The organism is Agromyces sp. GQ35 (assembly GCF_059758475.1).
In genome coordinates, this window is record NZ_JCAXEO010000001.1 from 246138 (window position 1) to 258969 (window position 12832).

The 12832-nt window shown below is 66.5% G+C and carries 16 protein-coding genes; 3 read left to right on the forward strand and 13 right to left on the reverse strand.

Annotation, left to right across the window (positions count from 1 at the left end; translation table 11 throughout):
• Positions 1 to 20: 20 nt before the first annotated feature.
• The 6 genes from rpsS to rpsJ are packed head-to-tail and all read right to left on the reverse strand — an operon-like array spanning position 21 to position 3110.
• A complete protein-coding gene (gene rpsS / locus AC6CH0_RS01210) occupies positions 21 to 302 on the reverse strand; it encodes a 30S ribosomal protein S19 (protein WP_022893878.1) in 282 nt (93 codons plus the stop codon).
• Positions 303 to 314: 12 nt separating this feature from the next.
• Positions 315 to 1154, reverse strand: coding sequence for a 50S ribosomal protein L2 (rplB, locus tag AC6CH0_RS01215; protein WP_022893879.1), 840 nt, complete (start codon positions 1152 to 1154; stop codon positions 315 to 317).
• Positions 1155 to 1171: 17 nt separating this feature from the next.
• The gene (rplW, locus tag AC6CH0_RS01220; protein WP_022893880.1) at positions 1172 to 1477 is read right to left on the reverse strand and encodes a 50S ribosomal protein L23; all 306 of its coding nucleotides are present in this window, start codon (positions 1475 to 1477) and stop codon (positions 1172 to 1174) included.
• Positions 1474 to 2133, reverse strand: a complete 660-nt coding sequence (rplD, locus tag AC6CH0_RS01225; protein WP_498097788.1) for a 50S ribosomal protein L4 — start codon at positions 2131 to 2133, stop codon at positions 1474 to 1476. Before rplD ends, rplW begins: the two co-directional genes overlap by 4 nt.
• A 3-nt stretch (positions 2134 to 2136) precedes the next feature.
• Positions 2137 to 2793, reverse strand: a complete 657-nt coding sequence (gene rplC / locus AC6CH0_RS01230) for a 50S ribosomal protein L3 (RefSeq protein ID WP_498097790.1) — start codon at positions 2791 to 2793, stop codon at positions 2137 to 2139.
• Between the two features lie 8 nt (positions 2794 to 2801).
• Positions 2802 to 3110 carry a 30S ribosomal protein S10 gene (gene rpsJ / locus AC6CH0_RS01235; protein WP_017201594.1) on the reverse strand — a complete coding sequence of 103 codons (309 nt, stop codon included), beginning with the start codon at positions 3108 to 3110 and terminating at the stop codon, positions 2802 to 2804.
• Between the two features lie 509 nt (positions 3111 to 3619).
• Here rpsJ and AC6CH0_RS01240 point away from each other — a divergent pair.
• Entirely contained in the window at positions 3620 to 4069 is a 450-nt protein-coding gene (locus AC6CH0_RS01240; RefSeq protein WP_498097792.1) for an OsmC family protein, read from the forward strand.
• A gap of 1 nt (position 4070) precedes the next feature.
• On the opposite strand, the gene AC6CH0_RS01245 is transcribed toward AC6CH0_RS01240, so the two are convergent.
• From AC6CH0_RS01245 to AC6CH0_RS01275, 7 genes are all read right to left on the reverse strand, one after another.
• Positions 4071 to 5285, reverse strand: coding sequence for an acyltransferase family protein (locus AC6CH0_RS01245; protein ID WP_498097794.1), 1215 nt, complete (start codon positions 5283 to 5285; stop codon positions 4071 to 4073).
• A gap of 134 nt (positions 5286 to 5419) precedes the next feature.
• Positions 5420 to 6613, reverse strand: a complete 1194-nt coding sequence (tuf, locus tag AC6CH0_RS01250) for an elongation factor Tu (protein WP_022893885.1) — start codon at positions 6611 to 6613, stop codon at positions 5420 to 5422.
• A 112-nt stretch (positions 6614 to 6725) separates the two neighbouring features.
• Entirely contained in the window at positions 6726 to 8840 is a 2115-nt protein-coding gene (fusA, locus tag AC6CH0_RS01255; protein ID WP_498097796.1) for an elongation factor G, read from the reverse strand.
• Between the two features lie 146 nt (positions 8841 to 8986).
• Positions 8987 to 9457: a 30S ribosomal protein S7 gene (gene rpsG / locus AC6CH0_RS01260; protein WP_056010907.1), complete on the reverse strand. Its 471-nt coding sequence runs from the start codon at positions 9455 to 9457 to the stop codon at positions 8987 to 8989.
• Positions 9457 to 9831, reverse strand: coding sequence for a 30S ribosomal protein S12 (gene rpsL / locus AC6CH0_RS01265; RefSeq protein ID WP_022893888.1), 375 nt, complete (start codon positions 9829 to 9831; stop codon positions 9457 to 9459). The genes rpsG and rpsL overlap by 1 nt, the downstream gene beginning before the upstream one ends.
• Before the next feature lie 322 nt (positions 9832 to 10153).
• Positions 10154 to 10801, reverse strand: coding sequence for a spermidine/putrescine ABC transporter substrate-binding protein (locus AC6CH0_RS01270; RefSeq protein ID WP_498097798.1), 648 nt, complete (start codon positions 10799 to 10801; stop codon positions 10154 to 10156).
• Positions 10802 to 10873: 72 nt separating this feature from the next.
• Complete coding sequence (locus tag AC6CH0_RS01275; RefSeq protein WP_498097800.1) at positions 10874 to 11356, reverse strand: DUF6121 family protein; 483 nt, start codon at positions 11354 to 11356, stop codon at positions 10874 to 10876.
• Positions 11357 to 11456: 100 nt separating this feature from the next.
• Here AC6CH0_RS01275 and AC6CH0_RS01280 point away from each other — a divergent pair, with 100 nt between their 5' ends.
• Entirely contained in the window at positions 11457 to 12200 is a 744-nt protein-coding gene (locus AC6CH0_RS01280; RefSeq protein WP_498097802.1) for a hypothetical protein, read from the forward strand.
• Positions 12187 to 12819, forward strand: coding sequence for a hypothetical protein (locus tag AC6CH0_RS01285; protein WP_498097804.1), 633 nt, complete (start codon positions 12187 to 12189; stop codon positions 12817 to 12819). Before AC6CH0_RS01280 ends, AC6CH0_RS01285 begins: the two co-directional genes overlap by 14 nt.
• Positions 12820 to 12832 lie beyond the last annotated feature (13 nt).

Consider the following 12832-nt stretch of genomic DNA (forward strand, 5'->3'; position numbering starts at 1 on the left):
CTCCTCCTTCACGTCACCGCTTAGCGGCGACGGCCCTTCTTGTCGTCCTTCACGTGTCCACGGAAGGTGCGGGTGGGGGCGAACTCGCCGAGCTTGTGACCCACCATGGTCTCGGTGACGAACACCGGGATGTGCTTGCGACCGTCGTGCACCGCGATGGTGTGACCCAGCATGGCCGGGATGATCATCGAGCGGCGCGACCAGGTCTTGATGACGTTCTTGCTGTTGGCTTCATTCGCCGTGATCACCTTGCGAAGCAGGTGGTCGTCGACGAAGGGGCCCTTCTTCAGACTGCGTGGCATCTTCTACAACTCCTACTTGCGCTTCTTGCCGACATTGCGGCGGCGAACGATGAGCTTGTCGCTGGGAAGGTCGCGCTTGCGCGTGCGGCCTTCCTTCTGGCCCCAGGGGCTGACGGGGTGACGTCCACCGGACGTCTTGCCCTCGCCACCACCGTGCGGGTGGTCGACCGGGTTCATGGCGACACCGCGCACAGTCGGGCGAACGCCCTTCCAGCGCATGCGGCCGGCCTTGCCCCAGTTGATGTTCGACTGCTCGGCGTTGCCGACCTCGCCGACGGTCGCGCGGCAGCGCGCGTCGACGTTGCGGATCTCGCCCGAGGGCAGACGCAGCTGAGCGTACGGGCCGTCCTTCGCCACGAGGCGAACGGATGCACCGGCCGAGCGGGCCATCTTCGCGCCGCCACCGGGGCGGAGCTCGATCGCGTGGATCACGGTACCGGTGGGGATGTTCTTCAGCGGCAGGTTGTTGCCGGGCTTGATGTCGGCGCCGGCACCGGACTCGACGATGTCGCCCTGCGAGAGCTTGTTCGGAGCCAGGATGTAGCGCTTGGTGCCATCGACGAAGTGCAGCAGCGCGATGCGCGCCGTGCGGTTGGGGTCGTACTCGATGTGAGCGACCTTGGCGTTGATGCCGTCTTTGTCGTTGCGCTTGAAGTCGATCACGCGGTACTGGCGCTTGTGGCCACCACCGATGTGACGGGTCGTGATTCGACCCTGGTTGTTACGGCCACCGGTCTTCGACAGGGGACGGAGCAGCGACTTCTCGGGCGTCGAGCGAGTGATCTCCGCGAAGTCGGCGACCGACGATCCGCGACGACCGGGAGTCGTGGGCTTGTACTTACGAATAGCCATTCTTATTCCTCTGCTCCCTAGCCGACAGCCGTGAAGATGTCGATCGAGCCGGACTTGAGGGTGACGATCGCGCGCTTGGTGTCCTTGCGCTTGCCAAGGCCGAACCGGGTGCGGCGGGTCTTGCCCTGACGGTTCAGGGTGTTGATCGACGCCACCTGGACGTTGAAGATCTTCTCGATGGCGAGCTTGATCTCGGTCTTGTTCGAGCGGGGGTCCACGATGAACGTGTACTTGCCCTCGTCGATCAGGCCGTAGCTCTTCTCCGAGACGACGGGCGCGATGATGATGTCGCGCGGGTCCTTGTTGTTCGCGGCGGCGGTCATGCCGAGACCTCTTCCTTCTTCGCCGTCTTGGCGGCCACGAAGGCCTCGAGCGCGGCGGTGCTGAAGACGATGTCGTCGGAGACGAGCACGTCGTAGGCGTTCAGCTGGTCGACGCGCAGCACGTGCACGGTCGGGATGTTGCGCACGGCACGCTGCGCGAGCTCTTCACCGAGCGTGAGCACGATGAGGAAACGCTTGGCGGGAGCGATGGCACCCAGGAGCGCGACGGCGTCTTTGGTCTTCGGCGTCTCGCTGGCCACGAAGTCGGAGACCGCGTGGATGCGGCCGCCGCGAGCGCGGTCGGAGAGCGCGCCGAGCAGAGCAGCGGCGATCATCTTCTTGGGGGTGCGCTGCGAGTAGTCACGCGGCTGCGGGCCGTGGACGACGCCACCGCCGGTCATCTGAGGAGCGCGGATCGAACCCTGACGGGCGCGGCCGGTGCCCTTCTGCTTGAACGGCTTGCGACCTGCGCCGGAAACCTCGCCGCGGGTCTTGGTCTTGTGCGTGCCCTGGCGCGCTGCTGCGAGCTGGGCGACGACGACCTGGTGGATGAGCGGGACGTTGGTCTGCACGTCGAAGAGTTCGGCGGGCAGCTCGACCGAGCCGGACTTCTTGCCGGTCGCGTCGAGCACGTCAATGGTGTTGGCGGTAGCCATGGACTACGCCCCCTTCACTGCGTTGCGGACGAAAACGAGACGGCCGCGAGCACCGGGAACTGCACCCTTGACGAGCAGCAGGCCCTTCTCTGCGTCGACGGCGTGCACGCGGAGGTTGAGCACGGTGACGCGCTCGCCACCCATGCGACCGGCCATGCGCATGCCCTTGAAGACACGGCTGGGGGTCGAGGAAGCACCGATCGAGCCGGGCTTGCGGTGGTTGCGGTGCGAACCGTGCGAAGCGGAAACGCCCTTGAAGTTGTGGCGCTTCATGACACCGGCGAAGCCCTTGCCCTTGCTCGTGCCGACGACGTCGACGAGCTGGCCGGCCTCGAAGGTGGCCTCGATGGTGAGCTCCTGGCCGGCCTCGTACGAACCGGCGTCAGCGGTGCGCACCTCGGTGAGGTGACGACGGGGGGTCACACCGGCAGCGGCGAAGTGGCCGCTCGCGGGCTGGTTGACCTTGCGCGGGTCGATGGCGCCGGCCGCGATCTGCACGGCCTGGTAGCCGTCCTTCTCGGACGTGCGAACCTGGGTGACCACGTTCGGGGCGATCTCGATGACAGTGACCGGAACGAGCTTGTTGTTCTCGTCCCACACCTGGGTCATGCCGAGCTTCGTGCCCAGCAGACCTTTCACGTTCTTGGTAGCGGAAGACATCTGTTACCTCAGAGCTTGATCTCGATGTTGACGTCGGCCGGCAGGTCGAGTCGCATGAGCGAGTCGACGGCCTTGGGCGTCGGGTCCACGATGTCGATGAGACGCTTGTGGGTGCGCATCTCGAAGTGCTCGCGGCTGTCCTTGTACTTGTGCGGCGAACGGATGACGCACACCACGTTCTTCTCCGTCGGAAGCGGCACGGGGCCGACGACCGTGGCGCCCGCGCGGGTCACCGTGTCGACGATCTTGCGCGCCGAAGTGTCGATGACCTCGTGGTCATACGACTTCAGTCGAATGCGGATCTTCTGTCCCGCCATTGCTGACTCTCTCTCTGTCAAGGCGTCTTACCCCTTCCGAGGGCATTGGACGCCGCGTAGCTACTCCGTGTGAAGCACCACTGTTCTTCTGTCAAAGGCCGATGATCGAGCCTGTCGAAACCACCCGAGCGGATCTTCTCCGCCGCGGTGCCCTCGACACGCTCGACCTCGAGCCCCTCGCCGACCCCCGTGAAGACACAGATCACCCATGTCGTGTGGTTGTCGGCTCAGTTGTGTTCTGCTCCCCGCGGCCTAGCCTGACCCCTCGCGCTCGTCACGACTTCTCGTGAGAACCGGGTGGCTATGCACTGCCTGGCAGTGATTCGAACGGCACGCAGCATGGCACGCCGTTCGAAATGTTGAACTCAACGAGTTTGCCACAATCAGGGCCTCTGTGCAACCCGGGCGTGTCGCGCCCGAGAGGTTCACAGTCAGGTCGCAGCAGCGGGATGCCTCGGGCCTGCGGCATCCGTGATGGAATCGAGCTGACGACCATGTTTGGAGGCCCCATGACCGAGCACGCGCACCGGGTGAGCGAGCACATCGGACCAGGCAGTGTTTCGGTGTCGCGCACCGGCGCCCGCACCTACGAGGGCATGAACGAGCGCGGTTCGACCGTGCTGATCGGGCCGGTCGAGGCCGAGGGGCACTTCACACCCGGCGAGCTGCTGAAGCTCGCTCTCGCGGGCTGCGCAGGGATGAGCGCCGACCGGGTCGCTGCCCGTCGGCTCGGCGACGACTTCGAGATGACGGTGTGGGCGCACGGCACGTCCGCGCCCGAGAACCGCTACTCCCGTATCGACGAGGAGCTGCTCGTCGACCTCTCGGTGCTCGACGATGCGGAGCGCGCGAAACTCATCGAGATCATGGTGAAAGCCATCGACCGCGGCTGCACCGTCGCGCGCAGCGTGCACGGCTCCATCGAACTCGAGACGACGATCGACGGCACCTCGGTCTGACTCACTCACGATCACTGCGCTCGCAGGCGACCATGCGTTCCGCCGCGATGCCCGGAGCGATGACTCCTGCGCCGACCACGACCGCGACGGCCGCGGTGAGGCCGCCGAGGACGAACGAGGGTCGAGCGCGCAGGCCTGCGCGCGGCGCGCGGAACGGATCCTCGATCAAGCGCTTGGAGAGACCCGCGACCAGGAAGGCGAGCACGACGAGCAGCGCCATCACCCACGGCGGACTCGGCATGCCGATCACGTAGGGAGTGAACATGAAGATCGGCCAGTGCCAGAGGTAGAGCGAGTACGACACGTCGCCCATCCACTGCACCGGCGGGAGCGCGGCGAGACGGGCGGGCGACCACGCGGCCGTCGGCATTCCCGCCCAGATCACCGCCAAGGTTCCCGCCACCGGTGCGAGCACCACCACCCCCGGGAAGAACTCCGGTGAACGGAACACGACGATCGGTACGACGATGAGCACGAGCCCGGCCAGCGACACGACGCTGCGAAGCCGTTGCCGACCGCGGAGCGGAGCGCCGGCGAGGAGGGCGAGCAGGCCGCCTGCGCCGAACTCCCACGTGCGAGCGAGCGTCGAGAAGTACGCGAGATCGGAATCCTGTGCGGTCAGCACGAGGCAGTACGCGAGGGATGCCGCAGTGACCGTGCCGAGCATGATGAACAGCGCCGGCCGCGAGCCGACGCCTCGGCGGGCAGCGATCCAGAGCGCAGCGATGAGCAGCAGTGGCCAGAAGAGATAGAACTGCTCCTCGACCGAGAGCGACCAGTAGTGCTGCACGGGCGTGGACTCGAGGTCGCCCCGACCCGGGACCTGCGAGTCGATCGCGAGCTGCCAGTTCTCGAAGTACAGTGCGCTCGCGACGATCTCGCGAAACCACGCCTGCCATTCGCGCTGCGGTACGAGCGCGAGGGTGAGCAGCGACACCGCGAGCAGCACGGCGAGGGCGGCGGGCAGGATGCGGCGGGCTCGGCGCAGGTAGAAGGTGCGCAGGGAGATGCGGCCGCGAGCCTCGGCCTCGCGGAGGAGGAGGCCGGTGATGAGGAATCCGGAGACGACGAAGAAGACGTCGACGCCCATGTAGCCGGCGGGCGCGACGGCGGGCCAACCGTGATGGAGCACGACCGCCCCGACGGCGAGCGCCCGGAGAGCTTGGACCTCGGGGCGAACCGTCGAACGAACGAATGGCTGAGGGGGAACTGCCATCCGAACAAGCGTAGAACGACGAGCGGTGTCGCGCGAGGGGTTGCGCGAGCGCCACGATGTGCGTCCGGGTGCGCAAAAGAGGGGCCGGGCCAATGGCCCGACCCCTCTCAGCGATCAGTGATCTGCAGGCGAACCTACTTGAGCACCTTCGTGACCGTGCCGGCGCCGACGGTGCGGCCACCCTCACGGATGGCGAAGCCGAGGCCCTCCTCCATGGCGATCGGCTGGATGAGCTCGACCGTCATGTCGGTGGTGTCGCCGGGCATGACCATCTCGGTGCCCTCGGGCAGCGTGATGACGCCGGTGACGTCGGTGGTGCGGAAGTAGAACTGCGGGCGGTAGTTCGCGTAGAACGGGTTGTGACGCCCGCCTTCCTCCTTGGAGAGGATGTACGCGGTGCCCTCGAAGTTCGTGTGCGGGGTGACCGAACCGGGAGCGACGACGACCTGGCCGCGCTCGACGTCTTCGCGCTTGGTGCCGCGAAGGAGGAGACCGCAGTTCTCGCCGGCCCATGCCTCGTCGAGCTGCTTGTGGAACATCTCGATGCCGGTGACCGTGGTCTTCTGCGTCGGGCGGATGCCGACGATCTCGACCTCGGAGTTGATCTTCAGCGTGCCACGCTCGGCGCGGCCCGTGACGACGGTTCCACGACCGGTGATCGTGAAGACGTCCTCGATCGGCATGAGGAACGGCTTGTCCTTGTCGCGCACGGGGTCGGGGATCGACTCGTCGACGGCGTCCATGAGGTCGAGAACCGACTTGACCCACTTCTCGTCGCCCTCGAGCGCCTTGAGACCGGAGACCTGCACGACGGGAGCGTTGTCGCCGTCGAAGCCCTGGCTCGAGAGCAGCTCGCGAACCTCGAGCTCGACGAGCTCGAGGATCTCTTCGTCGTCGACCATGTCGGACTTGTTGAGCGCGACGAGCAGGTAGGGCACGCCGACCTGCTTGGCGAGCAGCACGTGCTCACGCGTCTGAGCCATCGGGCCGTCGGTCGCCGCGACCACGAGGATCGCGCCGTCCATCTGCGCGGCACCGGTGATCATGTTCTTGATGTAGTCGGCGTGACCCGGGGCGTCGACGTGCGCGTAGTGGCGCTTCGGCGTCTCGTACTCGACGTGCGAGATGTTGATCGTGATGCCGCGCTGGCGCTCTTCGGGAGCGGAGTCGATCGACGCGAAGTCGCGCTGCACGTTGGTGGCCGACGGGAACTTGTCGGCGAGCACCTTCGAGATCGCGGCGGTGAGCGTGGTCTTGCCGTGGTCGACGTGACCGATCGTTCCGATGTTGACGTGCGGCTTGGTCCGCTCGAACTTGGCCTTAGCCACTGTGGGTCCTCCTCAGGACTCGTGTAGAACCCCCGGGCGCTGGATTGCGACCGGTGGTCTACGGGGGTTGTGTTGATATGTTACGCGAACCGGAAGGTTCGTGCGTATCGGACTATTCGCCCTTGTTCTTCTGGACGATCTCGTCGGCCACAGCCTTCGGGACCTCCGCGTAGCTCTGGAACTCCATCGAGTACACCGCGCGACCAGAGGTCTTCGACCGAAGGTCGCCGATGTAACCGAACATCTCCGAGAGCGGGACGTGCGCACGCACGACCTTCACGCCTGCGGCATCCTCCATCGACTGGATCTGACCGCGACGCGAGTTCAGGTCGCCGATGACGTCGCCCATGTACTCCTCAGGAGTACGGACCTCGACGGACATCAGCGGTTCGAGCAGCACGGGGTTCGCCTTGCGAGCGGCTTCCTTGAAGCCCATCGAGCCGGCGATCTTGAACGCCATCTCCGAGGAGTCGACGTCGTGGGCGGCACCGTCGAGCAGGCTCGCCTTCACGCCGACCAACGGGTAGCCCGCGAGGATGCCGTACTGCATGGCGTCGCGGAACCCGGCGTCGACCGAGGGGATGTACTCACGAGGGATGCGGCCACCGGTGACCTTGTTCTCGAACTCGTAGATCTTGTCGCCTTCGATCTCGAGCGGCTCGAGCGCGAACTGGATCTTCGCGAACTGGCCGGAGCCACCGGTCTGCTTCTTGTGGGTGTAGTCGTGCTTCTCGACCGCGCGCTTGATCGTCTCGCGGTACGCGACCTGGGGCTTGCCCACGTTGGCCTCGACGTTGAACTCGCGCTTCATGCGGTCGACCAGGATGTCGAGGTGCAGCTCGCCCATTCCCTTGATGACCGTCTGGCCGGTCTCGGTGTTCTGCTCCGTGCGGAAGGTCGGGTCTTCTTCGGCGAGCTTCTGGATCGCCGTGCCGAGCTTCTCCTGGTCGGCCTTGGTCTTCGGCTCGATCGCGACCTCGATGACGGGCTCGGGGAAAGTCATCGACTCGAGCACGACCTGGTTGTTCGGGTCGCACAGCGTGTCGCCGGTCGTGGTGTCCTTCAGACCGATGACGGCGTAGATGTTGCCGGCGGTCACCGACTCGATGGGGATCTCCTTGTTGGCGTGCATCTGGAAGATCTTGCCGATGCGCTCCTTCTTGCCCTTGGTCGAGTTGACGACCTGGGCACCGCTGTCGAGGCGGCCGGAGTAGACGCGAACGTAGGTGAGACGACCGAAGAACGGGTGCACGGCGACCTTGAACGCGAGGGCCGTGAACGGCTCCGTCGCGTCAGCGTGACGCATGACGACCTTCTCTTCGTCGCGAGCGTCGTGCGCCTCGATGGCGGGCACGTCGAGCGGCGACGGGAGGTAGTCGATCACGGCGTCGAGCATCGGCTGCACGCCGCGGTTCTTGAACGCCGAACCGCAGAGCACGGGGTAGATGTCGCTGTTGACCGTGAGACCGCGGATCGCGGCCTTGATCTCGGCGACGGTGAGCTCTTCGCCACCGAAGTATTTCTCCATGAGCTCGTCGTTCGTCTCGGCGACGGCCTCGAGCAGCGCGGTGCGGTACTCGGCGGCCTTCTCGACGAGGTCGGCGGGGATCTCCTCGATGGCGTACTCGGCGCCCATCTTGACGTCACCCTTCGCGTCACCGCGCCAGGTGAGTGCACGCATCTCGACGAGGTCGACGACGCCTTCGAAGTTCGACTCCGAACCGATCGGCAGCTGCAGCACGAGCGGCTTGGCGCCGAGACGGCTGATGATCGTGTCCACCGTGAAGTAGAAGTCGGCACCGAGCTTGTCCATCTTGTTGACGAAGCAGATGCGCGGCACGTTGTACTTGTCGGCCTGGCGCCAGACGGTCTCGGACTGGGGCTCGACGCCCTCCTTGCCGTCGAAGACGGCGACCGCACCGTCGAGCACGCGGAGCGAACGCTCCACCTCGACCGTGAAGTCCACGTGGCCGGGGGTGTCGATGATGTTGATCTGGTTCTTGTTCCAGAAGCAGGTCACGGCGGCAGACGTGATCGTGATGCCGCGCTCTTTCTCCTGCTCCATCCAGTCGGTCGTCGAGGCGCCGTCGTGGGTCTCGCCGATCTTGTGGTTGACGCCCGTGTAGAACAGGATGCGCTCGGTCGTGGTGGTCTTGCCGGCATCGATGTGCGCCATGATGCCGATGTTGCGGACCTTGTTCAGGTCGGTGAGCACGTCTTGTGCCACGGGGGTTCCTCCGGGATGTTCAGGAACGAAAAGGTTGAGGTGAGCGGATGCCGCAGCGGCCTGCCGCGGCATCCGCTCGCCTGCTACCGGCGGGAGTGGGTCCGATCGGATGCCGGCCGCGTACGCGGAGGCATCCGATCGACCTGCTACCAGCGGTAGTGGGCGAAGGCGCGGTTCGACTCGGCCATCTTGTGGGTGTCTTCGCGGCGCTTGACCGCGGCACCCAGGCCGTTCGAGGCGTCGAGGATCTCGTTGGTGAGACGCTCGGTCATCGTCTTCTCGCGGCGAGCCTTGGCGTAGCTGGTGAGCCAGCGGAGTGCCAGGGTGTTGGCGCGGTGGGGCTTGACCTCGACGGGGACCTGGTAGGTCGAGCCGCCGACGCGACGCGAACGCACCTCGAGGGTGGGGCGCACGTTGTCGAGCGCCTTCTTGAGGGTGGCGACGGCGTCTTGACCGTTCTTCTCGGCGACGTTGGAGAGCGCCTCGTACACGATGCGCTGCGCGAGGTCCTTCTTGCCGTCGACGAGGATCTTGTTGACGAGCTGGCTGACGACGGGCGACCCGTAGACGGGGTCGGCGACGACGGGGCGCTTCGGAGCGGGTCCCTTACGAGGCATTACTTCTTCTCCATCTTCGCGCCGTACTTGCTACGACCCTGCTTGCGGTTCTTCACGGCCTGCGTGTCGAGCGCGCCGCGGACGATCTTGTAGCGCACACCGGGGAGGTCCTTCACACGACCGCCGCGGATGAGCACCATCGAGTGCTCCTGCAGGTTGTGGCCCTCACCGGGGATGTAGGCGGTGACCTCGGTGCCGTTGGAGAGCTTCACGCGAGCGACCTTGCGGAGCGCGGAGTTCGGCTTCTTCGGCGTGGTGGTGTACACACGGGTGCACACGCCGCGCTGCTGGGGGTTCGCCTTCAGGGCGGGGGCCTTGGTCTTGGTGACCTTCGGCGAGCGGCCCTTGCGGACCAACTGCTGAATGGTTGGCACTGCTTCTCCTTGTTGGTGCTGCACGGTGACAGCGTTTGATGGAATTCACATCACGACCCACCGGCACTGCAGAACTGCAGCGCCGTTCAGTGGTGGGTATGCCGTGGGGGCGACCCGCGAGGGTGCCCATGAAGTGGTGGGATCGCCGCTGCCAGCCTCATGCCTCGACCCTCGATCACTCGAAGTTCGGGGCAGGAGTCAAGCGCGCGTCAAAGCGCACACCCGATCAATGGTAATGCCACGTAACCTTGCGGTCAAATGACGGCGGAAGCTGCACGCCCGCGTTCGCTGCGGGCGTGACCGGGTGCGCGGTCGCGGCGCCTTAACCGGGCCACCCCGGCGAATCGAGTTCACGCTCGAGGTCGGCCAGCAGGTCCTCGACCTGCGGCTCGACGAATTCGGTCACCGCGTCACCGATGCGACCCCGATGCTGGGCGAGTTCGACGCAGATGCGCCGGCCGAGCTGCTTCGCGAAGTCGTCGGCGAGGCGCACCTCTTCGCGCAGCGCCTCCTTCTCCTCCATCGTGAACGGGCGCGGCGCCGGCTCGGAGGATTCCGCGGCCGCGGCCGCCTCGAGGCCGCTGAGCGTGAAGAGGAAGGGCTGGTCGGGGGCAGGCTCGGGGTCGAGATCGAGGCCGAGGAACTCGGGCTCGAGCCCCTCGCCGGCGCGGTACGGGCGCCTGGCCTTGCGCTCTTCGGCGAGCCGGATCTCGTGGTGCAGCATCGGGAGGTTGCGCGCCGTGTAGTCGTCGACGGCGAGATCGATGATGCCCTTCATGCGCATCGAGAAGGCATGCTGCACGGGATGCGGCACGTCGACGTCGAGGCCGGCCGCGGTGAGGATCGGCGAGCCGAAGCAGCGAGTGCAGAGTCGCACGCGGGCGCGATGCGTGCCGGGTCGCCACCGGGGCAGCCATGCCAGCCACCGGTCGACCTCGTGGCTCACCCTGGCCTCGATCGAACCCTGCATCACGATTCACGATAGTGCCGCGCGAGCCTCCCGTCACCGATGCGACCGACGGATGGCGCGCCGCGGCATCCCTCATTCGTCGTCGCCGTCGCGTTCCCACGGCCATCGCGGTCGTTCCATACCGGCCACGCGACCGCGCGCGACGACGACGGCCAGGGAAGCGGTCAGTGTCGCGAGTGCCGGAATGAGCAGTCCGAACCAGCCGATGCCGAATCCGAGTCCGAAGAGGAGGGCCGCGAGGAGGGTATTCGAGGTGCTCGCGAGCGCGTAGCCCACGACGGCCACTGCGACGGCGGCGAACCAGCTCCAGACGGCGGAGAGCACGACGCTCGGCAGCATCCGATCGGGGTGACGGAGCGTGTGCGCGAGCGTGAGCAGCACGGCGACGACAGACGCCCCGACCGCCGCCGGTGCGACGAATCGACCCGCCTCGGGATCGACGATCACTTCGATGCCCGCGAGCAGACTGACGAAGCCGAAGGCGCAGACGACGAGCGCCAGATCGAGGGCCGCGGCGAACGCGGCGACGGTCCAAACCGTGCGACGCGGGTCCATGCTCTCGAGAGTACGCCGGTCTCCTGAAGCGGTCCGGACCGGGAGGTAGGCTGTCAGCGCCCGAAGCCGGCCGTCGGCTCGGTGAGATCACGAGGAGCCCATGGCCGAGCCGATCTTCGAAGCATCCGTCGACCACGCCAAGGTCGACACCGTCGGCCGCTGGAACTCGGGCTTCATCGTCGTCGGCATTGTGCTCGGCGTGCTCATCGCCGCAGGACTCGTACTGGCGATCAGTTCGCGCATGGGCTGGTTCACGATCGTCATCGCCGCACTCGGAGCCGGCGCCTGCCTGATCTCGACCGTCCTGGCATTCCGACGGCGGCGGGCCCTCATGCTGCTCGTGACCGGCGCTGAGTTCGCGCTGCGAGTCAGCGACGACGGTGTTCGCCTGGCCGGCGCGCCGCTCATCCGCTGGCACGACATGGTGTTTCTCGGCGTGCTCGACGACCGCGAACGCTCGGCTCGGATGCAGCGCCTACCGCTCTCGGGCTCGCTTGCGACGGCCGCGCTGAAGGCGGGCAACGGCACATTGCTCTGCGAGATCGCGGTACGCGACGGCGCCGAGTTGAAGGCCGCGTTCGGCGGCGATCCCGGTGCCGATCGAGTCACGCTCTTCGACGAATTCGACGGCGTGCGGCGCGGCCTGATCCCGCTCATGCTCGACGCGGTGATCGAGAATTCAACGGCGCACCGCGCCGCTCGAGTCCTCGTCGACGAAGCCTCCCGTCGTGGCGTACCGACCGGCACCTTCACCTCGGTCTTCGGATACTTCGATTGGAAAGGGCCGATGATCGACCTGAAGTGGCCGGTCGACGAACAGAAGGGCACCCATGGAACAGCTTGAACGGCCGCTGGCCACCCTCGTCGGCGAGCTGCGCCGGGTGCGTTCCCGAGCGCTGATGATCACCGCGGCGGCGTTCATCGCGGCCGGCGTCATCGGGCTCGTCGTCTCGCTGACCCAGTACGACGCGATCGTCGAGATGTCGTCCACCTACGACGGTCGACGCTCCGGCCTGCGCGGATTCGTCGCTCCGGGCCTCGTGCTGTTCAGCGCGGCCGCGGTGATCGGCGGCATCGTCTGGCTGACCACCTGGTCGTATCGCTGGGAACGCGTGGAGACCGGCGCGAGGGTGAAGCAGAGCGTGAATGCCTACGCCGGCATCGCGCCGCAGGACGCGGTCGCCCTGCTCGAGCGGTTCCGGACCGGAGACCCGCGGGTCTACCTGCCCGTTCCCGTCGCGAAGAGCGGGCAGGTCACCTTCGGCGTCTGGCTCGCCCCGAAGGACTCGGTGGCCTACGTCACCGTCGTGGCCAGGTCAGGCGGGAGCTGGCAGGCGCTTCCGCCCGTCGTCCTGCGCGAGAACGCGTACGCGGCGATCAGCCAGCTCACGGTCGACAACTACGGCGCGCGTGCCAGCCAGACCGTGGTCAACGGATTCCTCGACCCGTTCCTGCGCCGCTGACGGAGTGGGCGCC